Origin of the sequence: Micromonospora sp. NPDC049049, assembly GCF_040649115.1 — a bacterium.
Taxonomy (GTDB): Bacteria; Actinomycetota; Actinomycetes; order Mycobacteriales; family Micromonosporaceae; genus Micromonospora.
In genome coordinates this window covers 33559-56958 of record NZ_JBEZEX010000034.1, presented here as the reverse complement: position 1 = coordinate 56958, position 23400 = coordinate 33559, and the positions used below count along the sequence as shown (strand labels likewise).

Here is a 23400-nt window from a genome sequence, read left to right as displayed (position 1 = left end):
CCGCCCCTCTCGCGGAAGGCAACTCCATGGCACCACACACCGAACCCGAGATCTGGTTCCTCACCGGCAGCCAAGGCATGTACGGCGAGGAGACGCTCCGCCAGGTGGCAGAGCAGTCTCGCCAGATAGCGGCCGCGCTCGACGACTCGCCGCAGATTCCCGCCCGCGTGGTCTGGAAGCCCGTCCTGACCAACAGCGGTGAGATTCTGCAGGTCTGCCGGGACGCCGCCGCTCAGGGTGCCGTCGGGGTCATCGCCTGGATGCACACGTTCTCGCCGGCCAAGATGTGGATCTCCGGTCTGGACGCGTTGCAGACACCGCTGCTGCACCTGCACACCCAGGCCAACGTTCTGCTGCCGTGGAACGACATCGACATGGACTTCATGAACCTGAACCAGGCCGCCCACGGCGACCGCGAGTTCGGGTACATCCAGACGCGTCTCGGCGTGGCCCGCAAGACGGTGGCCGGGCACGTCAGTGACCCGCGGGTGACCAACCGGGTCGGGGCGTGGGCCCGCGCCGCGCTGGGCTGGTCGGCGATGCGGTCGCTGCGCCTGGCCCGCTTCGGTGACAACATGCGCGACGTCGCGGTGACCGAGGGCGACAAGGTCGAGGCCGAGCTGCGGTTCGGGGTCTCGGTCAACACCTACGGGGTCAACGACCTGGTCGAGGTGGTCGGCGAGGTCACCGACGCGCAGGTGGACGACCTGGTCAAGGAGTACGAGGACACCTACCGCATCGTCGGCGCGCTGCTGCCCGGCGGCGAGCAGCACGACTCGCTGCGGTACGCCGCGCGCCTGGAGCTGGGCATGCGCGCCTTCCTGGACGCTGGCGGTTTCCGGGCCTTCACGACGAACTTCGAGGACCTCGGTGGGCTGCGTCAGCTTCCGGGCATCGCCGTGCAGCGGCTGATGGCGGACGGCTACGGCTTCGGCGGTGAGGGCGACTGGAAGACCTCGGTCCTGGTCCGCACCCTCAAGGCGATGTCGGTGGGCGTGAGCGGCGGCACGTCGTTCATGGAGGATTACACCTACGACCTCACCCCCGGCAACGAGTTGGTGCTGGGCGCCCACATGCTGGAGGTCTGCCCGACCATCGCCTCCGACGTACCCAACGTGGAGATCCATCCGCTGAGCATCGGTGGCCGGGAGGACCCGGTCCGGTTGGTGTTCGACGCCGCTGCCGGTCCGGCCGTGGTGCTCGGGCTGGCCGACATGGGGGAGCGCTTCCGGCTCGTGGCCAACGAGATCGACGTGGTGGCCCCGCCGCAACCACTGCGCCGGCTGCCGGTTGCCCGTGCCGTCTGGCGTCCGCGCCCCGACCTGCCGGTCTCGGCCGAGTCGTGGATCACCGCGGGCGCCCCGCACCACACCGTCCTGTCGCAGGCGGTGGGCGTGGAGGAGCTGCACGACCTGGCGGAGATGAGCCGCACCGAGCTGGTCGTCATCGACGCCGCCACGGAGCCTCGCCGCTTCGCCGACGAGCTGCGCTGGAACCAGGCCTACCACCGGCTGGCTCGCGGCTTCTGATCAGCGCGGCCTGACGGCCCCCCTCGATACGGGTGGTCCATCCCTGCCTGCGGGCTGGGTGGACCACCCGTTCGCGTGTGGTCCTGGCAGCGACGCGAGGCGGCTGTGTTACGGCTTGACTAACAGCATGTTATCGCTCACAGTCTATAGCCAAGATGGTCGATGTCTTTGGCTGTCCGGCCACGCGCTCCCCACCTCTCCCGGTTTCGGCATCTCGTCGCCGTCACTGTCGGGCTGGCGGTGTTAGCGATCACATGGTCGGGCTCGGTCAGATTGGCGCCCCGCCCGGTGCCGCAGACGCCGACCCAGATCGCTCGGTTCGCGTCAGCAGAGGAGGATCATGCTTTCCATCGGTCGGGTTCCCCGGGGTGCGCCACGTCGGCGCGGGTGGCTGTCGAGACTTGCTGTCGCCGCGATGGCACTGGTGGTCGGTGGCGCGGCCTCAGCCGTCGCCTCGTCGCCCGCGTCAGCGGCGACTGTCGACACCAATGCGTGGTACGTGTTGGTGAACCGCAACAGCGGCAAGGCGCTGGACGTCTACAACCTGGCGACGAACGACGGCGCGCGGATCACCCAGTGGACCCGCAACAGCGGCAATCAGCAGCAGTGGCAGTTCGTCGACTCCGGTGGTGGCTACTACCGGGTGAAGTCGCGGCTCTCCGGCAAGGTGCTGGACGTCTCGGGCTTCTCGACCGCCAACGGCGGCAGCATCGTGCAGTGGAGCGACACCAATGGCACCAACCAGCAGTTCCGGCTTGCCGACTCCGACGGTGGCTACGTTCGGTTGATCAACCGCAACAGCAACAAGGTGATGGAGGTGCAGGGCGCCTCGACCGCCGACGGCGGCAACATCGTGCAGTACGACGACTGGAACGGCACCAACCAGCAGTGGCAGTTCGTCCGCGTCGACGGCGGGACCGACCCCACGACGCCGCCCCCCACCACGCCGCCCCCGTCGAACGGTACGTTCTCGAACCCGGCCATCTGGCAGGACTTCGCCGACGTCGACATCATCCGGGTCGACAACGTCTACTACCTGACGTCGTCCACCATGCACTACTCGCCCGGCGCGCCGGTCCTGCGCTCGTACGACCTGGTGAACTGGGAGTTCGCGGGTCACGCCGTACCCCGACTCGACTTCGGGTCGAAGTACGACATGAGCGGCGGTAACGCGTACGTCGACGGGATCTGGGCGTCGACGTTGAACTACCGGCCGAGCAACAGGCAGTACTACTGGGCCGGGTGCATCGACTTCGCGCAGACCCACATCTACACCGCGTCCGCCGTCGACAGCACGTGGAGCAAGCACGCCACCATCCCCAACTGCTACTACGACGCCGGCCTGCTGTTCGACGACAACGACACCCCGTACGTCGCGTACGGCAACGGCACCATCAGCGTCGCGCAGCTCTCCGCGGACGGGAAGTCCCAGGTTCGTGCCCAGCAGGTGTACCAGACGCCGTCGAGCATCGGGACGCTGGAAGGCGCCCGCTTCTACAAGCGCAACGGCGCGTACTACATCTGGCTCACCCGCCCGGCCAACGGCCAGTACGTGCTGAAGTCGACGAACGGCCCGTTCGGCCCGTACGAGCAGCGTCAGGTGCTGCTCAACCTGCCCGGCCCGATCTCCGGTGGCGGTGTGCCGCACCAGGGTGGGCTGGTGCAGACCCAGAACGGGGACTGGTACTACATGTCCTTCGTCGACGCGTACCCCGGTGGTCGGATGCCGGCCCTGGCCCCGATCACCTGGACCGGCGACGGGTGGCCCGTGCTGCAGACGGTCAACGGCGCGTGGGGCAGTTCGTACCCGAAGCCGAATCTGCCCGCCCCGCCCCGGGCGGTCAAGCCGCTCACCGGCACCGACACGTTCGCCGGCACCACGCTCGGCCCGCAGTGGGAGTGGAACCACAACCCGGACAACAGCAAGTGGTCGGTCAACAACGGGCTGAACCTGCAGACCGCCACCGTCACCGGTGACCTGTACAAGGCGCGCAACACGCTGACCCACCGCATCCAGGGTCCCACCTCGACCGCGACCATCGAGTTGGACTACTCCACCATGCGCGACGGTGACCGCACCGGCCTGGCGGTGCTGCGCAACTCGTCGGCCTGGATCGGAATCAGACGCGACAACGGCTCCACCCGGCTGGTGATGCAGAACGGTCTGACGATGGACGGCAGCTGGAACACCACGAGTACCGGCAGCGAGGTGGCGAGCACCGCCGTCTCCGGTGGCCGGATCTGGTTGCGCGCCAACGCCGACATCAGACCAGGTTCCGGCCGACAGGCACGCTTCTCGTACAGCACGGACGGGGTGAACTTCACCTCGTTCGGCAACGCCCTGACACTGGCGAACAACTGGCAGTTCTTCATGGGCTACCGGTTCGCCGTGTTCAACCACGCGACGCAGGCGCTCGGTGGCGCGGTCACCGTGCGGCGTTTCGACCTGACCACCCCGTGACACCGATCACACGACGATCGCTCTGACCGGTGGCGCTGCGACGCAGGCCTGGCGGCATGTGTTGCCCGCGCCACCGCGTCAGGTCCTCGCCGGCCTGTTCCGCGCTCTGTCCAGGAGTGAGGAACAGGCCGGCGCACCACACAAGGACCATGTCCCGTACCGGTTGGTGCGGGATTCCGGACGGCACCGCGTTGTACGGCTTCGGCGCGTCGGGCGGTCCCCGCACAGGCATGCCGTGTCCGGGGTCGTTGCTGGCGTAGACTGTCGGCGATCCAGCGCTGGTCACCTGGGATTCAGCACCGGCGTGGTGACTGAGCGAGGGGGATCGGGCCGGACCGCTCCAGTCGACGTCGACGGGCCGCGGGCCGGAGATGTAGCGGGGGGAGCGAAATGGCCGTCCACGGTCCCGCGATGACGGACGTTGCTCGTCTCGCCGGTGTCTCCCATCAGACGGTGTCGCGGGTGCTCAACGGGCACCCCAACGTCCGTGAGCAGACCCGGCTTCGGGTCCGCGCGGCGATTGCCGAACTCGGCTACCGCCCCAACGGCGCGGCACGCGCCCTGGTGACCGGTCGATCGCAGGTCATCGGCGTGGTCGCGCAGAACACGACGCTCTACGGTCCGGCATCGCTGCTGGCCGCGCTGGAGCAGACCGCCGCCGAAGAGGGCTTCGCGGTCAGCGTCGGCAGCGTGCGGAACCTGGACCACCGCTCCATCTCGGCCGCCGTGGAGCGGCACCTGTCGCACCGGGTCGCCGGCATCGTGGTCATCGCCCCGGTCGAGTCGGCCGGTGAGGCGCTGGAGCGCCTGCCCAAGGATGTCCCGCTGGTCACGGTCGACGGTGACCCGAGTCGGCCGGTGCCGTTGGTGACCGTCGACCAGGTGGCGGGCGCCCGGGCAGCGACGCAACATCTGCTCGACGCCGGGCACCGCACCGTCTGGCACGTCTCCGGGCCGACCGACTGGTTCGACAGCGTGGGTCGGATCGACGGTTGGAGGCAGGCGTTGCTGGCCGCCGGGCTGGATCCGCCGCCGCCGATGCCGGGGGACTGGTCCGCGGCCTCCGGTTACCGGTGCGGGCAGATGTTGGCGCGGATGCCGGAGGTCACCGCCGTCTTCACCGCCAACGACCATCTCGCGCTGGGCGTGCTGCGGGCGCTGCACGAGTTCGGCCGACAGGTGCCGCACGAGATCAGCGTGGTCGGCTTCGACGACGTGCCGGAGGCGGCGTACTTCATTCCGCCACTGACCACCGTCCGACCGGACTTCGACGCGGTGGCGCGAGCGAGCCTGCAGATGCTGCTGTCGCAGATCGAGTCGGGCACCGGCGGGGCGCTGCGGCAGACCATCGCCCCCGCTCTGGTCGCCCGCGAGAGCGTCGCTCCACCTCGCCGCTGACCGTCGGAGCAACCGCAGGTCGCCCCGCGTAGTGGCGGGGAGCAGTCCCACCGCAGCGCGTATGGGTCCGCGCCAGCGTGCGCGAATTCCGCCTTCCTCGTCTGATAAGACGTGACTCGATGGGTTGCACAGTGTGACCAATCGATGTCTAGCGATGCAGAGCGGTGAAGGTATTGAACCTCGTGAAATGTCGCCGTAACATGATGGGCGTCTCTGTTAACGCTAACAAAAATTGGCACCCAACTATCGGCGTACCGACCAGAGATCGTAATCACGGGCGGGCGTCACTGACAGGAGGCTCGATGAACCGCAATACCCGAGGTCGTCGCTGGGGGAGCGTACTGGCGGCCGGAATACTGCTCGCCGGCACCCTCGTCGGCCTCCGTGCCCCGGCGGCGCAGGCACTCGACAACGGCGTGGCGCGTACGCCCCCCATGGGTTGGAATTCATGGAACTCGTTCGGCTGCAACATCAACGAGGCGCTGATCCGGCAGACGGCTGATGCGATCGTCAGCAGCGGCATGCGCGACCTGGGCTACAACTACGTCGTGGTCGACGACTGCTGGTTCAACCCCAACCGCGACAGCTCCGGCAACATCCAGGGCGACCCCACCCGGTTCCCCAGCGGAATGAAGGCGCTCGGCGACTATCTGCACGCCCGGAACCTGAAGTTCGGCCTCTATCAGGTGCCGGTCGACAAGACCTGTGCCCAGTACTTCGGCTCCTACCCCGGCGCGACCGGCAGCCGCGGCCACGAGGTGCAGGACGCACGCCAGTTCGCCGCCTGGGGCGTCGACTTCCTCAAGTACGACTGGTGCTCGCCGGAGGGCAGCATCAACGACCAGGTGACCACCTTCGCCAAGATGCGTGACGCCCTGGCCGCCACCGGCCGACCGATCGTCTACAGCATCAACTCCAACAGCATCCACGCCAAGACCGGCCCGCAGCGCAACTGGGGCGACGTGGCGAACATGTGGCGAACCACCGAGGACATCACCAACGCGTGGGACACCGGCCAGAGCAACGGGTACCCGATGGGCATCCAGAACATCATCAACGTGACCGTTCCGCTGGCGTCCTACGCGCGCCCGGGTGGGTTCAACGACCCCGACATGATGGAGGTCGGTCGCGGCGGCATGAACGACACGGAGATGCGCAGCCACTTCGCCATGTGGGCGATCATGGCGTCTCCGCTGATCGCCGGCAACGACGTGCGGAACATGAACGCCGCCACGCAGACCATCCTCAAGAACGCCAACCTGATCGCGATCAACCAGGACTCGCTCGGGTTGCAGGGGGCGCAGGTGTCGTTCGACGGCACGCGTCGGGTGTTGGCCAAGCGGCTCGCCAACGGTGACGTCGCCGTCGCCCTCCTCAACCAGGGCGGCTCGACGACGACGATCTCGACCACGACAGCGGCCATCGGCAAGTCCGGCTCGTCGTTCACCCTGGTCGAGGCGTGGACCGGCGGCACGAGCACCAGCAGCGGGACCATCAGCGCCAGCGTCCCCGCCCACGGCACCGTGGTGTACCGGGTCAGCGGTGGCGGGACGACTCCTCCGACGACGCCGCCGCCGACCACGTCGAGCGCGTATGCCAGCGCCTCCTCCGGCCGCTGCCTCGACGTGCCGAACAGCAACACGACGAACGGCACGCAGCCGGTCATCTGGGACTGCAACGGCGCCGCCAACCAGCGCTGGACCAGGAGCGGCCAGACCCTTCAGGCCCTGGGCAAGTGCCTGGACGCGCCGTCGAACGCCGCGGCCGGCGCCAAGGTGCAGATCTGGGACTGCAACGGCGGGACCAACCAGCAATGGGCGGTCAACTCCAACGGCACGATCAGCAACGCGCAGACCGGGCTCTGCCTGGACGTCAACAACAACGCGACGGCCAACGGCACCACGGTGATCCTCTGGACCTGCACCGCGGCGGCGAACCAGCGGTGGTCGCAGCGGTAGCCGACCGGGGTCGCCGACCGCCGAGGTCGAGGCGGCCCGCCTGATCCGACGGTGGTGCTGGTGCCCGCGGACGACAGATGTCGTCCGCGGGCATCCGTCTGTAGAGTGCGGCGGACGAACACGCAGAGTTGCCGCGTCCTGCCCTTCCGGCGGATCGGCCACATGGCTACGCTCGCCTGGATGCTCCGTTACGAGACCGTGACACCGGTATTTCGGATCTGGTGTTGACGCAATCTATGTGAGCGCTAACACTACCCGAAAGATGACAGTGGGCCCCGGCAGTCGGCGGGGGAGTCCAGAGAGGAGAAGCCCGTGGGCAGGAAATTCCTGGTTGCTCTCGGCGGCGCGGCACTCGCGCTGAGTTTGGCGGCGTGCAGCGGCGGGGGTGCGGGCAGCGGTGAGAAGTCCGGCGACGAGAAGCCGAGCGACCTGACCATCGGTGTTTCGATGCCGACCCAGACGTCGGAGCGGTGGATCGCCGACGGCAACGCGGTCAAGTCGAAGCTGGAGGCCAAGGGCTACAAGGTCGACCTCCAGTACGCCGGCGACGACATCCCCACGCAGTCGCAGCAGGTCGACCAGATGATCACCCAGGGTGCGGACGTCCTGATCCTCGCCGCGATCGACGGCACTGCCCTCAGCAGCCAGCTGCAGGCCGCCGCGGCCGCGAAGATCCCGGTCATCTCCTACGACCGACTGATCCGTGGCAGCAAGGACGTCGACTTCTACGTCAGCTTCGACAACTACAAGGTTGGCGTCGCCCAGGGCACCGCGCTGCTCGTCGGTCTCGGCCTGCTGAACAAGGACGGCTCGAAGGGCACCGCCAAGGGGCCGCTGAACGTCGAGCTCTTCGCCGGGTCGCTGGATGACAACAACACCCAGTTCTTCTTCGGCGGCGCGATGGACACGCTGAAGCCGTTCATCGACGATGGCACGCTCGTCGTCAAGTCCAAGCAGACCACCCCCGAGCAGGTAGCCACCCTGCGGTGGCAGCAGGAGACCGCGCAGAAGCGGATGGAGAACCTGCTGACCTCGGCCTACAACGACGGCTCGAAGGTCGACGGGGTGCTCTCGCCGTACGACGGCATCTCCCGCGGCATCATCACCGCCCTGCAGAACGCCGGCTACGGCAAGGGCGCGAAGAAGCTCCCCGTGGTGACCGGCCAGGACGCGGAGATCGCCTCGATCAAGCTGATCAACGACGGCGTGCAGAGCTCCACGGTCTTCAAGGACACCCGGCTGCTGGCCGAGCAGGCCGTGAACGCGGCCGAGGCCTTCCTTCAGAAGAAGGAGCCGCAGGCCAACGACACCAAGACGTACAACAACGGTGTCAAGGTCGTCCCGGCGTACCTGCTGCCGATCGCGACCGTCTACAAGGACGACATCAAGGCGACGCTGATCGACTCCGGCTACTGGACGGCGGAAGAGGTCGCCGCCGGTCAGGCCAAGAAGTAAGCCACTCGTCGGGCCCGGCGGTCACACCCGCCGGGCCCGACGCCTGGGCGTGTACCGCGTCCAGACCTGACGGAGGACAGTGACCATGGACGACACCATCCTCGAGATGCGTCGCATCACCAAGACCTTCCCCGGCGTGACCGCGCTGGAGGACGTCACCCTCGCAGTGCGCCGCGGGGAGATCCACGCCATCTGTGGTGAGAACGGCGCCGGCAAGTCCACCCTGATGAAGGTGCTGTCCGGCGTCTACCCGTCCGGCTCGTACGACGGCGAGATCCTCTTCGACGGCAAGCCGATGCAGTTCCGCGGCATTCGCGACAGCGAGGCCAACGGCATCGTCATCATCCACCAGGAGCTCGCTCTGGTGCCGTACCTGTCGATCGCGGAGAACATCTTCCTCGGCAACGAGCGGCGCGGCCGCAGCGGGCTCATCGACTGGAACTTCGCCAACGCCGAAGCAGCGAAGCTGCTGGCGTCCGTCGGGCTGCACGAGAACCCCGTCACCCCGGTCATTCAGCTCGGTGTCGGCAAGCAGCAGCTGGTGGAGATCGCCAAGGCGCTGTCGAAGAAGGTGCGCCTGCTCATCCTGGACGAGCCGACGGCCGCACTCAACGACATCGACTCGGCGCACCTGCTCGACCTGCTGCGGGCGCTCAAGGAGCAGGGCATCACCTGCATCATGATCTCGCACAAGCTCAACGAGATCACCGCCATCGCCGACTCGACCACCGTCATCCGTGACGGGCGCGCCGTGGAGACCCTCGACATGAGGTCGGACGAGGTGACCCAGCAGCGGATCATCCGCGGCATGGTCGGGCGCGACCTGGACAGCTTCTACCCCGACCGCGAGTCGTCGCCCGGTGACGAGGTCCTGCGCATCGAGGACTGGACGGTGCGGCACCCGGTCCAGGACCGGATGGTCGTCGAGGGCGTCGGGCTGTCCGTACGCGCCGGCGAGGTCGTCGGCATCGCGGGCCTCATGGGCGCCGGTCGGACCGAGCTGGCCATGAGCGTGTTCGGTCGGTCCTACGGGCGCGACATCCGGGGCCGACTCTTCGTCCACGAGCGGGAGGTGCAGGCGCGCACCGTCGCCGAGGCGATCGACAACGGCATCGCCTACGTCACCGAGGACCGCAAGCGCTACGGGCTCAACCTCATCGACGACGTGCGGCGCAACGTGTCCGCCGCCGCGCTGGACCGGCTGTCCCGCCTGGGCTGGGTGAACGGCAACGAGGAGATCAAGGTTGCCGAGACGAGCCGCAAGGAGATGAACATCCGCACGCCGAGCGTCATGGCGGTGGTCGGCAAGCTCTCCGGCGGCAACCAGCAGAAGGTCGTGCTGTCGAAGTGGCTGTTCACCGACCCGGACGTGCTGATCCTCGACGAGCCCACCCGCGGGATCGACGTCGGCGCCAAGTACGAGATCTACACAATCATCAACCGGCTGGTGGCCGCCGGTAAGGCAGTGATCGTCATCTCCTCCGAGCTGCCGGAGCTGCTCGGAATGTGCGACCGCATCTACACCCTCGCCGCCGGCCGGATCACCGGCGAGATGCCGGTGGCCGAGGCGACTCAGGAGAGCCTCATGGAGCTGATGACCAAGGACAAGGAGCTCGTCGGATGACCAGCATCAAGACCCCTTCGACGGAGCGCCCCACGCCCCCGGACAGCGCGCCCGGCGCCGCCCTGCACAGCGGGACGAGCGACCTGCGGGCGCTGGTGTTGAACAACCTGCGGCAGAGCGGGATCTACGTCGCCCTGGTCGTCATCGTCGCGCTCTTCGCGGTCCTGACCGACGGGGTGTTGCTGAGCCCCGGCAACATCACCAACATCGTCCTCCAGTACTCGTACATCCTGGTCCTCGCGATCGGGATGGTCATCCTGATCATCGGTGGGCACATCGACCTGTCGGTCGGGTCGGTCGTCGCGCTCACCGGAGCGGTCTCCGCCGTCCTGGTGATCCAGCAGGGTCACCCGTGGTGGATCGGCGTCGTCGCCGCGCTGGTCGTCGGCGTCGCGGTCGGCGCGTGGCACGGGTTCTGGGTGGCGTACGCCGGCATTCCGGCCTTCATCGTGACCCTGGCCGGCATGCTGCTGTTCCGGGGTCTGACACTGCGGGTGCTCGACAACATCTCGCTGTCGCCGTTCCCGTCCGAGTACCAGCAGGTCGCGGCGGGCTTCCTCAACGGCCTGCTCGGTGGGCAGGGCTTCGACGCCTTCACGTTGCTGATCGGCGCCATCGCCGTGGCCGGCTACGCGGTCAGCGGCTTCCGCACCCGCGTGGCGCGTATCCGCTACCAGCAGCCCGTCGAGTCGTTCCCGCTCTTCGTCGCCCGGGTCGTGCTGGTCGGCGCGGTCCTCATGTACTTCGCCTGGCAGTTGGCGCACGCCCGAGGGCTGCCGATCGTGCTGATCATCCTGGCGGTCCTGGTGCTGGTCTACGGCCTGCTCACCCGGCGTACCGTCTTCGGTCGGCAGGTCTACGCGATCGGCGGCAACCTGTCGGCGGCGGCGCTCTCCGGGGTGAAGGTCCGCACCGTCAACTTCTGGATGTTCGTCAACATGGGCTTCCTGGCGGCGGTGGCCGGCGTCATCTACTCGTCGCGGTCCAACGGCGCCCAGCCCGCCGCCGGCAACATGTTCGAGCTGGACGCCATCGCCGCCGCCTTCATCGGCGGTGCGGCGGTCACCGGCGGCGTGGGCACCGTGGTGGGCGCGATGGTCGGTGGTCTGATCATGGCGGTGATGAGCAACGGCATGCAGCTGATGGGCATCGACCAGTCGACCCAGTCGGTGGTGAAGGGTCTCGTTCTGCTCGTCGCGGTCGCCTTCGACGTCTACAACAAGCGTCGCGCCGGCACCGCCCGCTGACGCCTGCACGAAGCCGAGATGGCCCCTGACCGCTACGCGGTCAGGGGCCATCTGCGTTCCAACCGACTCCGCGATCTTGCACTTGGTGTCGACGATCTGCGGCTTATGCGGCATAAGTCGGGACAGAAAGTGCAAGATCGACGGGGCGGTGGGGTGGGGTGGGGGGGCGGGGTGGGGTGGGGTTGGTTAGTGGCAGGTGGTGGTGCCGGTGTCGGTGTAGGTCTGGCCGGCTACCGGTACGAACTGCCAGTCGTAGCTGTTGGAGTGGAGGGTGAACTTCAGTAGCCCCCACGCCGAGCTGTTACGCGCCTCGCTGTTGGGCTGGATGGTGCCGAAGCCGTAGTGGCCGGCGCCGCCCATCCCGGCGACGAAGCTGCGCAGACCCCGGCTTGAGTCGGCGCCACCGGCCGGGTTCATCGGGGCGAACCGCTCGTACACGTGGTTGTGCCCCCAGACCACGACGTCGGCGTTGTAGTCGTAGAGAGCCTGGTACAGCGGGCGCGTCGACGTCGACGGCGCGTGGTTGGAGCTGGACGTGAACAGCGGGTGGTGCCAGTACGCGATAGTGCACGGCTTGCTGCTGGCGGCCAGGTCCGCGCGCAGCCACTGCTCCTGCGTCGAGCCGGCCGACATGCTGATGTTCGAGTTCAGCGACACGACGTGCCAGTTGCCCAGGTCGAACGAGTAGTACCCGCGACCGCTCGGGCCGGCCGACGTACCGAAGTAGTTGTAGTAACCGCTCGCGCCCGACGTGTTGTAGTCGTGGTTGCCCGGCGACGGGCGGGTGCGGGACTTGTGCCGACCCCAGGTGGGCTCGTAGTAGCTGTTGAACTGCGACGCCGTCCCGCTGTCGTAGACGTTGTCGCCGGTGGTGAAGACCGTTCCCGGGATGCTGTCGAGCAGCGTCGCGGTGGCGCTGTCGCCGGAGCCCGAGTCGGCGATGTCGCCGGCGCCGACGAAGACCGGGTCGCCCGACGGGGGCGGCGTGGTGCTGCCGGTGGTGACCACCAGTTGCGGAGCGTCAGCGCCGCTCTCGCGGGTGTCGTAGTAGGCGCCGTCACCGCTGGTCGAGGTGGCACCGAAGCTGTACGTGCCGTTGCCGGTGACAGCGGCAGTGACGTCGACCTCGTACCAGGTGTTGCCGCTGACCGCGCCGATCGTGCCGAGCGTGGCCCCGTCGATGGCCGGCTGGTTGTTCCAGGTGGTGCCGGTCTCCGACCAGGTCGTGTTGGACATCCGGCGGAACGTGCCACCGGCGTCGCTGCCGCTGTTGCCGCTGATCGTGCGCAGTCGCAGCTTGGCGCCGGTCACCGTGCCGCTGACACCGCTCACCGTGAAGCGCAGGAACGAGCGCCGCACGGGCGAGTTGTCGACCACGACCTGCGTGGACGTGCCGTAGTTGGTGGCCGCCGTGTCGCTCTGGACGTAGGTGTCGGCGACGGGCGTGAAGGTCACGCTCGCCGCCGACGCCGCGCCGGCGCCGGTCACGACGACGGCGGCGGTCGCGGCGACGATCACCGTGACCACCCCCAGCGTCACCGACGGACGGGGGAATCGAATGTCCATCCAGGACTCCTTACCTCGTGGGAAGAGCGCAAGGAATGTAGGAAGGTCGATGAGCCGGCGGGCGACGGGCGGATGAACAGTGCGTCCCGACAGGCGAACACCTCGCTGTTGGGAGCCTGTTCAACAGTCCCTCGCCCGGATGCCACCCGCGGTGCGTTGTGCCTCCTCCACTGAGTACGGACGATGGCTGCCCGTCGATCAGAGGAGATGCTCGTGTACCTGTCGACCGTCTCCCGACCGGTCGCCGATGAGCCAGGATCGGGGCCTCACCGCCGTCGGTTCACGATGGTCAGCGGCAATGTCGTCGCGCTCGGCACGGTCAGTCTGATCACCGACGTGTCGGCCGAGATGGTGGCCGCGGTCCTGCCGCTCTATCTGGTGCTGGGCCTGCACCTCAGCCCGGTGGCCTTCGGCGTGCTGGACGGCGTCCACACCGGCGCCACAGCGCTGCTGCGGGTCGTCGGTGGTTTCGCCGCCGACCGGTTCCGGCGGCGCAAGTTGATCGCCGGCATCGGGTACGCGCTCTCGGCGGTCGCGAAGCTCGGTCTGCTGCTCGCTGGTCGGTCGATCCCGGCGATCGGCGCGGTCATCGCCGTCGACCGGATCGGCAAGGGGGTGCGAAGCGCGCCGCGTGACGCGTTGATCACGCTCTCCACGCCTCCGGAGGCGCTGGGTCGGGCGTTCGGGGTGCACCGGGCGATGGACAGCGTCGGCGCGTTCCTCGGGCCACTCGCCGCGTTCGCGGTCCTGCTGGTCGTCGGGCAGTCGTACGACGCGGTGTTCGTCACCAGCTTCTGCATCGCAGCCCTGGCCGTGGTGGTGCTCGTGCTCTTCGTCAGGGAGCAGCCGTCCGGCGAGGGGGTGGACGGCGGGGCGGCGGACGAGACCAACGAGGCGAAGGTCTCCGTCCGCGAGGCGTTCGGGCTGCTGCGCGCAGGACCGGCCCGGCGGCTGGTGCTGGCCGCCGCGATGCTCGGGCTGGCCACCATCGGCGACGGCTTCGTGTACCTGCTGCTGCAACGCCGAATGGACCTCGGCCTGCGCTGGTTTCCGCTGCTCGCGGTGGGAACCAGCCTGGCGTACCTGCTGCTCGCCGCTCCGCTCGGCGTACTCGCCGACCGGATCGGTCGCCTGCCCGTGGTGATCGGCGGCTACACCGCCCTCGGCGCGACGTACCTGCTGCTGGCCGGCCCGGTCGACGGTTGGCCGCTGATCGCCCTCGCGCTGACCCTGTACGGCGCCTTCTACGCGGCCACCGACGGGATCCTCATCGCGCTCGCCGGTCCGGTGCTGCCGGCGCGTCTGCGGACCACCGGAATCGCGTTGGTGCAGACCGGGCAGGCCCTCGCGTACCTCGTCTCCTCCGTGCTGTTCGGTCTGGCCTGGCAGGCGTGGGGGCCGGAGAGCGCGATCCGCGCGGCGGCCGTGGCCGTCGCCGGCGTCCTGGTCGGCACGCTGCTCCTGCTGGCCTCCCCGTCTCGACTCACCACCCGGAAGGTGCCCCGATGACCGCGATGTCGACCCGAGCGAAGCTCGGTGTGGTGGTCGCCTCGGCCGTGCTGTTGGGCGCGGTGGCGGCCGGCTACGCCGCCAGGGCCGGGCAGGCTCCCCGGACGCCGCCACCCGCCGGCGCCGAGCAGGCGGTCACCTTGACGTCCGGGCCGCGCCTGCTGGCGATCACCGACCGGCACGTCTCCACAGTCGCCGCGACCGACCCCGCCGGGCCGCGCATGATCGCCGGCCTGGAATGCCTCCGGGTGTACGCGGCCGCCGGCACCGGGGTCTGCCTGAAGCCGGAGACCGCGTGGTCGTACCAGGTCGTCGTCCTCGACGCGACGCTACGCCAGACGAGGGCGGTCAGTGTGCCGGGGCTGCCGAACCGGGCCCGGGTCTCGGCGTCCGGCCGAATGGTCTCCTGGACGACGTTCGTCGGTGGTGACTCGTACACCTCCAGTGGCTTCTCCACCCGCACCGGGATCCTCGACGCCCGCACCGACACCACTGTGGCCTCGCTCGAAGAGTTCGCGATCACCCGGGACGGCAGGGGCTACCGCAACGCGGACGTCAACTACTGGGGCGTCACCTTCGCCGCCGACGACAACCGCTTCTACGCGACGATGGCGACCGGGGGCAGGAGATACCTCGTCCGGGGTGACCTCGCGGCTCGTACCGTCGAGACGCTGAAGGAGAACGTCGAATGCCCGTCGCTGTCACCGGACGGCACCCGGCTCGCGTTCAAGGAGGCGGTCGACGCCGACCCGGCGAAGGGCTGGCGGCTGTCGGTCCTGGACCTGTCGAGCATGCGGGTCACCGCGACCGCCGAGGTCCGCAGCGTCGATGACCAGGCCGCGTGGCTGGACAACGGCAAGCTGGCCTACACGCTGCGCCGCGACGACGGCCAGCCCGACGTCTGGGGCGTTGCGGCGGACGGGTCCGGCACGCCGACGCTTGTCATCCCCGGCGCGGAGTCGCCGTCCCCGCTCACCTGACGGTCCGGTCCGCGGCCCCGGCGGTCCGGAAACCTGTAGGAAACCTTCGATGAGCGCGTTGACTTCGACGTTTTACTACACAACAATCGTCATCAATATTTACGTTTATCTTTCGAACCTTGCAGTCGCCGCTGCTCAGGCCCGCCGGCACTGCACCCATCAGCGGCCACGGGCTCTGCATCAAGCCGGCCCGAGCCCCAATCGAAGGTGAGGGTACGATGAAACACGGTCGACGAGTGGCCGGCGGCGTCGCCGCGGCCCTGATGACGGTCACGAGCCTGATCGGGGCCGCGCCCAGTGCCGCCGCCGCAGCCGTGACCCCCACGCTCACCAGTGCGGTGACCGCCAAACTGCTCGGCACCGCCGAGCTGTCCGCCGCCGATGCCCAACCAGAGACCCGAATCACCGTCAGCCGCACCAGCGGCCGGTGGGCCTTCGGCACCGCCGTCGCGCTCGCGTCCCGACAGAAGGACGCCCACCCGACCGGGTCGATCTTCATCGCCCGGTCCGAGCCCGCCGGGTGGCGCATCGCCTTCGACGGCGAGGCAACCTTCGGTGCGCTGGCCGCGGAATCGCCCCTGATGACAAGCCAGGAGAAGAGCGTGCTCACCACAACCCCCACCCCGATGTACGCGGGCGGGGACTACCGGACCGGAATGGCCCTGCCGTTTGGTGTGGGCCAGACGTGGACGCTCACCAGCGGCCCGCACGGCTGGGGTGGAACCGAGTCGCCGTACAGCTCCGTCGACCTGGCCGGTGGCGACCAGGTGGTCCGCGCCGCCCGCGCCGGGGCGGCGTACACGATGTGCCAGGGATGGATCCGGGTCATTCACGACCGGGGCTACTCGACCGACTACTACCACCTGTGGAACAGCATCTCCGTCAACGGCGCCAGCGTCGGCCAGGGCGCCGTCCTGGGCAACACCGGCACCGACGTCACCTGCGGCGGAGCCGCCTACGGTCGGCACGTCCACTTCGGGCTCCGGCAGAACAGCGCGTACGTGCCGATCGCCGGCCACGACATCGGGAAGTGGGTACTCGCCAACGGCGCCGCCGCGTACCAGGGCGGGGCGCGGCACGGGTCGGCCTGGGCCGGCGCCGGCGGCGGCCTGTACAACTACGGCGCGCTCGGCTTCAACCAGGGGGTCGTCGACGCGAACGGCGGCGGGGTGCTCACCCGACGTGCCGGGCCGGGGACCGGCTACGGCTCGCTGGGCTCGGTGGCCGACGGCGCAACGGTCACCATCTCCTGCTCCGCCAACGGCACCTCCCACACCGGCCGGTACGGCACCACGGCGCTCTGGAACAGGTTGAGCGACGGCAGTTGGGTGTCCGACGCCTACCTGTCGACCGGTGTGAACGGCCCGATCAACGGCTGGTGCTGACGAGGTCCATCCCTGCGGGTTGGCGGCTCACCGGCCGCCAACCCGCAGTCATCGCAAGGAGGACTCATGTCCGTTCGCACCTTCCACCGGGGCCGGCTCCTGCTCGCCCTGACCACCGCCCTGACCGGAGTCGTCGCGGTCGCGTCACCGGCTGTCGCCGACCCCGGTGGAACGCCAGCGCCGGCCGCCCCGCTCGCCGTCGCATTCGACACCGCCGCGGCGCGGTACGACGTGCCACGCGACCTGCTGGTGGCACTGGGGTACGCCGAGTCGCGGCTCGACATGCACGCCCGCACACCAAGCGCGGCGGGCGGTCACGGGCTGATGCACCTGGCGAGCGTCCCCGGCGTGCGCACCCTGGACGAGGCTGCCGCGCTCACCCGGCTCAGCCCGACCGCGCTGCGGACCGAACCCGCGGCGAACGTGCTCGGGGCGGCAGCCGTGCTGCGCTCGTACGCCGATCAGGCCGGCCTCACCGCCGCGGCGCGCGACGACGTGAACGGTTGGTACGGAGCGGTAGCCCGGTACGGCGGCGCCAGCGAGGCGTCGGTCGCGCGGCTCTACGCCGACACCATCTACGACCTGCTGCGGACCGGGTTCACCGAGCGCGGCGAGGCGGTGGCTGGGCGACCGGTCGCGCCCCGGCGGGGTGGCCTGGAGCGGGCCGCCGTGCTCGGCGGGATCGGCACCTTGAGCACCGACTACGGGCCGGCCGCGTGGGCGCCGGCCAGCACGAGCAACTACACGGCGGCCAGTCGACCGGGCAGTCACCCGGTCACCCGCATCGTCATCCACCTGACGCAGGGCTCGTACGCCGGCGCCGTCAGCTGGTTCCAGAACCCGGCCGCCCAGGCCAGCGCGCACTACACCTTCCGCTCCTCCGACGGGGCCGTCACCCAGTCGGTGCGGGAGAAGGACATCGCCTGGCACGCCGGCAACTGGACCTACAACACCGAGTCGATCGGCATCGAGCACGAGGGGTTCGTCGACAACCCCGCCTGGTTCACCGACGCCATGTACCGAGCCTCGGCCGCGCTCACCCGCAGCCTCACCACGAAGTACGGCATTCCCCGGGACAGGGCGCACATCATCGCCCACAGTGAGGTGCCCGGTGCCACCCACACCGACCCGGGCCCGAACTGGAACTGGACCTACTACATGCAGCTGGTGAATGGCATCACCGGCATCGGCTCCGGCACGGTGACCACCGAGGCGTCCAGCCTCAACGTGCGCTCCGGCCCCGGCGCCAGCTATCCGGTCGTCGGCTCGGTCGCCGACGGCGCCACCGTCGCCGTCTACTGCCAGGCCGTCGGCAGCACTGTCACCGGCCCGTACGGCACGACTGCCGTCTGGAACCGGATCGGCACCAACCGCTACGTCTCCGACGCCTTCGTACTGACCGGCTACGACGGGTACATCCCGAACGTGCCGCGCTGCTGAGGGCGCGGTACGACCACGAACGCTCAGGCGGCCGCCGACGAGCCGAAGAGCAGGTCCAGCTGGGCGTCCAGCGCGCCCAGCGCCTGTTCGGCGGTGTACTGCCCGCCCAGCAGGTAGACACCGAGCCCCTCCATCAGCGCCAGCAGGCCGGCCGCGGCGGCGACGCCGTGCCGGTCGGGCAGGACGCTGGCGATGAACCCGGTGAACTGCGCGGTGTCCTCGTGCAGGCTGGGCGCGGCCGACGGTCGCACCGCCGTGTAGGCGAGGAACGCGAGCGCCACCCGCCCGTTGTCGCGGGTGCCTTCGTCGAGCGGCAGCAGCGCGGCGAGCATCGTCCGCAGCAGCAGTCGAGGTGACGGGGTCTCGCCCAGCCGTGCCACCGCCTCGGTGACCCGGCTCTGGCTGCGCTCCCGCACCACACTCAACGCGAAGGCCATCATCTCGTCCTTGGTCCGGAAGTAGTGCTGGACCATCCCCGCCGAGACCCCGGCCTCGGCCGCGACGTGTCGAAGGCTGACGGCCTCCAGGCCCTGATCCGCGGCGACCCGCATCAGCGCGTCCGCGATGAGGGTGCGTCGTTCCTGGTGATCGACCTTCTTGGGCATGGCCTCGATCGTTTCACAGTGGGTGGCCCGGAGACTCCGCCAGCGCGGTGGTCACCGGCTGACGGTCTGGCTCACCGGAGTGCCCCGCGCGCTGCGCAGCAGGCCGTCCGGGTCGTCGGCGTACAGTCGCAGCTCGTTCACCGGCGTGGACCCGGCCCTCGGCAGGTCGAAGGTCAGCGGCCGGCGCAGCAGAACGTCGATGCTGGTCTGGCTGCCGACCGAGATGGACACCACCCGCCGGTCGCCCTCCTGCTCGACCTGCACGGATCTGCTCGACGGCAGCGATCGGTAGCGCTTGCGCAGCGCCTCGACGTCCGTCCACGGGATCCAGATGTCGATGCCCGAGCTGAGCCGCACCCGCAGGCCCCGGTCGCCCACGACGTGGGGGTGGATCGTCATGCTGGCGAACAGGCCGATCATCCAGAGCAGACCCCAGATGCCGAGGCCCAGAACGATCCAGCGGGCGGGCCGCCACGGCACCACGTGGGTGACCACCACGTCGAAGATCGGGATCTCCACGACCGACAGGCCGATGAAGATGCCCAGGATCGGCTTGACCACGCCGAGGTAGCCGAACGGCTCGTCGCCGGGCCCCAGCGGCAGTGGACGACGTCGCGCCCACACGTACAGGCTGCGCCACGTCGCGGCCTCGGCCTCGGCCGCCCGACGCAGCAGCGGGCCCACCCGCGCCCTGGTCGGTGTCGTCGTGTCGGTCATGGTCGTCCTACTCGCTCGGGGGTCGACGGTCCGTGCGGCGTGACGGTTCCGGCGCCGCCGTCCACTGTGACGAGCTGCCCGGTGGTGATGGTCCGGGTGGCGTCCGGCACGCAGATGACGGCGGGAATGCCGTACTCACGGGCCACTGTCGGGCCGTGCGCCATGATCGCGCCGGTCTCGGTGACCAGCGCCGCCGCGGTGAGGAACAGCGGGGTCCAGCCGGGGTCCGTGGTCGCGGCCACCAGGACCTCGCCGGGCTCGACGTGGGCGGTGCCCGGGTCGTGCACGACCCGGGCGGGGCCGGTCACCCGGCCCGCCGACGCGCCCACTCCGGCGAGCGTCCCGTCGCCGGTCGATGCCGCCGGCAGGACCGTCTCGACATCCGTACCGTCGGAGAGCAGTGCCACCGGCACGGTTCGACGCCGCAGCTCCCGGCGGTGCACCGCCCGCCGGGCGGTGACGGTGCCGCGCAGATCAACACCCTGGTGTACGGCGGTGTGCACCTCGTCGAGGGTCAGGAACATGATGTCGTCGGGCTGGTCCAGCAACCCGTGGGCGTGCAGGTCGGCGCCGATGAGCAGCAGTTGGCGACGGGTCTCGCGCAGCGGGTACAGCCCGGCGAACTTGCCGGCCTCGCGCAGGCCGGCCAACGACCGCGCGCGGCGCAACAGGAAACCGGCGAGCCGGCCCCGCACCGGCCGCCGACGGCGCGCTCGGGTGACCAACTCCTCCAGCGCTGTCTCCGCCGCTGAGGCGGCCCGCTGGAAGCGCTGGTCGGGGCCCTGTTGCGGATCGGTCACCCGCAGGTAGTTGGCGACCGCGGCGAAGACCGGCGTGGGGTCCTCCGCCCAACGCGGCACCCCGAGGTCGACTTCGGCGACGCCCCGGTGCCCGTACACGTCCAGGAAGGCCGCCATGCCGATGTCGGGCAGCGTCCCGTGCAGGTGGCGTGCGGCCAACTCGGCCGGCGGGGTGTCGAGGAGAAGCCGGCGGTGGTCGCCCACGCCCTGGGCGAGCCGCCACAGGGCCAGGTCCATCTCGATGGTGACGTTGTGCGGCATGCCGCCCAGCACGGTGTGGATCTCGTCCGGGCCGGCGACGCCCTTGAGCAGCGCGGTCGGCAGGGCGGCGGCGAGCATCCCGGCGACGATCGGCCACATGATCGCGTCGGCGGTGTCGTCGGCGTCGGCGTCCTGCGCCTGCACGAAGCGCAGCCGGTCACCGGTGGTACGCAGGTCGGCGGGGGCGGCTGAGCTCACCCTCAGCTGCTCGACCGCCTCGAACATCCGGGTCCGCGCGGCCTCGGGACGGGCCAGCGCCCGCAGGATCCCCGCCACCGCGCGACGGGCCGTCCGCAGCGACGCGGCTCCCGATGCCCCACCGCGCCGGTCGCCGCCGCTGGTCGGGGCGAACCGGGGATCCGCCAGCACGTGCTGCATCACCGCCTGGGCGCGCGGCCCGAAGTCGACAGCCAGGAGCTTCACCAGCCGTTTGCGGGACGACCGGTCGCGGGCCAGGTCGGTCAGGTCGCCGTAGAGGCGACCGCCGATGTCGACGATCTCGACACGTACCCCGAGCGCGGCGAGCATCGCGGCGATCTGCCTGCGCAGTGTCGACATGCCCATCGGGGTGACCGGTTGCAGCATGCCCTGGACGTGCCCGAACTCCAGGTAGACGCGGGGGAGGGGCTTCTCGCTGGACGGTGGGGCGGGGAACAGGCTGGTGATGGGCCGGGACTGGAGGAGCCACAGCACGTCCTCCGCGTCGATCGCCCACTCGACATCCTGTGGGCAGCCGAAGTGGGCCTGCAACCGCTCGCCGGTGGCGCGGAGGCGGGCCAGTTGCGGGGACGTCAGGCATCCGGCCTCGGCGCGCGTGATGTCGTCGAGAATGTAGTGGTCGACGGCGGCGGCGCCGTCCACCACTGTGGTGCCGAGGCCGGCAGCGGCGTCGACGGCCATCTCGTCGCGGCGCCCGGTCAGCGGGTTCGCGGTGAACAGCACTCCCGCCACAGTGGGTCTGACCATGCGCTGCACGACGACGGCCATCCGCACTGTCCGGGAATCGATGCCGCGGGCGTCGCGGTAGGCGGTCGCCCGGTCGCTGTGCAGCGAAGCCCAGCATTTCTCGATGGCGGCGATCAGCTCGTCGGTGCCGGTGACGTCGAGGACGGTGTCCTGCTGCCCGGCGAAGCTCGCGTCCGGGAGGTCCTCGGCGGTCGCGCTGGAGCGCACCGCCACCGGGCCCGCGCCGAGCCGCTGGTACGCGGCGACGACCTCGGCGGTGGGGACGACGCCGAGCCGGTGTGCCTCGGTGGTGACGCAGAAGCCGTCGGGGACCTGCTCGCCGTGCCGGATCAGCTCGCCCAGCCCGGCCGCCTTGCCCCCGACCAGGGCGGTCATGGCGTCGGTCACCTCGGACAATGCGATCACGTGCATGGGAGCCCACTCTCGTTGCAATACAACTGCATTGCATCTGACGGTATCTCGTTTGCGATTCGAGTGCAATGTCGAGGCTGTGGGGTGCCACCTCGGAGCCGGGAGGTTGCCCGGATCTGCCATGCTCGGCCCGGTGACGACCGGTCGCCCCACCCGATCCCGCTCCCACCGCCGCCCTCGAAGCCGTGCCATCCGCATCCTGCTCGCGCTCGTCGCGGTGGCGGCCCTCGTGGGTGTCGCGGTGGTCGCGGTGCCGATGCTGCGACCGGCCGGTCCGCGCCCGCTCTTCCAGATGCCGGTGACCTGCGGCGAGACGTGGCAGCTCAGCACCTACCCCGGTCACGACGACTACGACGTCGACTTCTTCCCGGTCGAGGGCGAGACGTGGGGGCGGCCGGTGCTCGCGTCGTACGCCGGCACTGTCACAGTGGCGGGCATCAACGGCTCGCTGGGCGGCCGCAACCCGGAGAACCCGGAAGGCCCGCGGGGGCGTGGCGGCGGCTACTGGGTGAAGATCGACCACGGCGGCAAGTGGGAGACGCAGTACCTGCACATGCTCGAACCACCACTGGTCACCGTCGGCCAGAAGGTGGCCCAGGGTGACCAGATCGGACGGCTCGGCAGCACCGGCAACTCCGGCGCGCCGCACCTGCACTACGAGCAGCGCAAGGGCTGGGAGAAGGTAGAGACCCACTTCGACGGCGCGCCGTCGGGCATCACCACCGACGAACGCGAACAGATCCTCCGGCGGGTGAGCAACAACTGCCCGGCCGTCTCCTGAGGAATCCGGTTTGCCCCGCACGGCTCGGGGCACTGATTCGGGAGACAGTTCCGACGCAGGGAGGAGCCGGCCATGGCCAAGGGTGATGTCGACACGTACCACGAGGACGGGCAGTGGAAGAACAAGCCGGAGGGCCACGAGCGGGCCACCAGCACGCATGACGTGAAGGCTGACGCGCAGGCCCAGGGTCGCGAGATGGCGGCCGACCGCGGCGTCGAGCACGTGATCAAGAAGCAGGACGGCACGATCGGGGAGAAGAACACCTACCCCCGCAGCCGTGACCCCCGCGACATCGAGGGCTGACAGC

At 69.6% G+C, this 23400-nt stretch carries 17 protein-coding genes; 13 read left to right on the top strand and 4 right to left on the bottom strand.

Annotated elements, in window-relative coordinates:
• Positions 1–26: 26 nt before the first annotated feature.
• From araA to mmsB, 7 genes are all read left to right on the top strand, one after another.
• Positions 27–1529, top strand: coding sequence for an L-arabinose isomerase (gene araA / locus AB0B68_RS27210; RefSeq protein ID WP_357205451.1), 1503 nt, complete (start codon positions 27–29; stop codon positions 1527–1529).
• Positions 1530–1869: 340 nt separating this feature from the next.
• Entirely contained in the window at positions 1870–3990 is a 2121-nt protein-coding gene (locus tag AB0B68_RS27205) for an RICIN domain-containing protein (protein ID WP_357205454.1), read from the top strand.
• Between the two features lie 411 nt (positions 3991–4401).
• Complete coding sequence (locus AB0B68_RS27200; protein WP_357205456.1) at positions 4402–5388, top strand: LacI family DNA-binding transcriptional regulator; 987 nt, start codon at positions 4402–4404, stop codon at positions 5386–5388.
• A 302-nt stretch (positions 5389–5690) separates the two neighbouring features.
• Positions 5691–7346 carry a ricin-type beta-trefoil lectin domain protein gene (locus AB0B68_RS27195; RefSeq protein WP_357263643.1) on the top strand — a complete coding sequence of 552 codons (1656 nt, stop codon included), beginning with the start codon at positions 5691–5693 and terminating at the stop codon, positions 7344–7346.
• A gap of 312 nt (positions 7347–7658) precedes the next feature.
• Positions 7659–8801: a multiple monosaccharide ABC transporter substrate-binding protein gene (gene chvE / locus AB0B68_RS27190; protein ID WP_357263640.1), complete on the top strand. Its 1143-nt coding sequence runs from the start codon at positions 7659–7661 to the stop codon at positions 8799–8801.
• An 85-nt stretch (positions 8802–8886) separates the two neighbouring features.
• Positions 8887–10425, top strand: a complete 1539-nt coding sequence (gene mmsA / locus AB0B68_RS27185) for a multiple monosaccharide ABC transporter ATP-binding protein (RefSeq protein WP_357208410.1) — start codon at positions 8887–8889, stop codon at positions 10423–10425.
• Positions 10422–11672, top strand: a complete 1251-nt coding sequence (mmsB, locus tag AB0B68_RS27180; RefSeq protein ID WP_355006870.1) for a multiple monosaccharide ABC transporter permease — start codon at positions 10422–10424, stop codon at positions 11670–11672. Before mmsA ends, mmsB begins: the two co-directional genes overlap by 4 nt.
• A 186-nt stretch (positions 11673–11858) precedes the next feature.
• Here the strand turns inward: mmsB and AB0B68_RS27175 are convergent, their stop codons facing one another.
• Entirely contained in the window at positions 11859–13238 is a 1380-nt protein-coding gene (locus AB0B68_RS27175) for a DNRLRE domain-containing protein (RefSeq protein WP_357263637.1), read from the bottom strand.
• Positions 13239–13451: 213 nt separating this feature from the next.
• Between AB0B68_RS27175 and AB0B68_RS27170 the strand changes: the two genes are divergently transcribed.
• The 4 genes from AB0B68_RS27170 to AB0B68_RS27155 all read left to right on the top strand — a co-directional run bounded on the left by AB0B68_RS27170 (position 13452) and on the right by AB0B68_RS27155 (position 18552).
• Positions 13452–14747, top strand: a complete 1296-nt coding sequence (locus AB0B68_RS27170) for an MFS transporter (RefSeq protein ID WP_357263634.1) — start codon at positions 13452–13454, stop codon at positions 14745–14747.
• Positions 14744–15727 (top strand): hypothetical protein, encoded by a 984-nt coding sequence (locus AB0B68_RS27165; protein ID WP_357263631.1) that lies wholly within the window; start codon positions 14744–14746, stop codon positions 15725–15727. Before AB0B68_RS27170 ends, AB0B68_RS27165 begins: the two co-directional genes overlap by 4 nt.
• Before the next feature lie 218 nt (positions 15728–15945).
• The gene (locus tag AB0B68_RS27160) at positions 15946–17112 is read left to right on the top strand and encodes a peptidoglycan DD-metalloendopeptidase family protein (protein ID WP_357198963.1); all 1167 of its coding nucleotides are present in this window, start codon (positions 15946–15948) and stop codon (positions 17110–17112) included.
• Between the two features lie 66 nt (positions 17113–17178).
• Positions 17179–18552, top strand: a complete 1374-nt coding sequence (locus AB0B68_RS27155) for an N-acetylmuramoyl-L-alanine amidase (protein ID WP_357263628.1) — start codon at positions 17179–17181, stop codon at positions 18550–18552.
• A gap of 23 nt (positions 18553–18575) precedes the next feature.
• Here AB0B68_RS27155 and AB0B68_RS27150 read toward each other — a convergent pair whose 3' ends face one another.
• From AB0B68_RS27150 to AB0B68_RS27140, 3 genes are read right to left on the bottom strand one after another with little or no spacing between them, the layout of a single operon-like run.
• Positions 18576–19157 (bottom strand): TetR family transcriptional regulator, encoded by a 582-nt coding sequence (locus AB0B68_RS27150; protein WP_357263625.1) that lies wholly within the window; start codon positions 19155–19157, stop codon positions 18576–18578.
• A 51-nt stretch (positions 19158–19208) separates the two neighbouring features.
• Complete coding sequence (locus AB0B68_RS27145) at positions 19209–19874, bottom strand: hypothetical protein (RefSeq protein ID WP_357230093.1); 666 nt, start codon at positions 19872–19874, stop codon at positions 19209–19211.
• Positions 19871–22312 (bottom strand): PEP/pyruvate-binding domain-containing protein, encoded by a 2442-nt coding sequence (locus AB0B68_RS27140; protein WP_357263622.1) that lies wholly within the window; start codon positions 22310–22312, stop codon positions 19871–19873. Before AB0B68_RS27140 ends, AB0B68_RS27145 begins: the two co-directional genes overlap by 4 nt.
• Before the next feature lie 121 nt (positions 22313–22433).
• On the opposite strand from AB0B68_RS27140, the gene AB0B68_RS27135 reads away from it, so the two are divergent.
• Together AB0B68_RS27135 and AB0B68_RS27130 are read left to right on the top strand one after the other, a co-directional pair.
• On the top strand, positions 22434–23093 hold the full coding sequence (locus AB0B68_RS27135) for a M23 family metallopeptidase (RefSeq protein ID WP_357205107.1): 660 nt from the start codon (positions 22434–22436) through the stop codon (positions 23091–23093).
• A 72-nt stretch (positions 23094–23165) separates the two neighbouring features.
• The gene (locus AB0B68_RS27130; protein ID WP_354942245.1) at positions 23166–23396 is read left to right on the top strand and encodes a DUF2188 domain-containing protein; all 231 of its coding nucleotides are present in this window, start codon (positions 23166–23168) and stop codon (positions 23394–23396) included.
• The last annotated feature ends 4 nt before the right edge of the window (positions 23397–23400 follow it).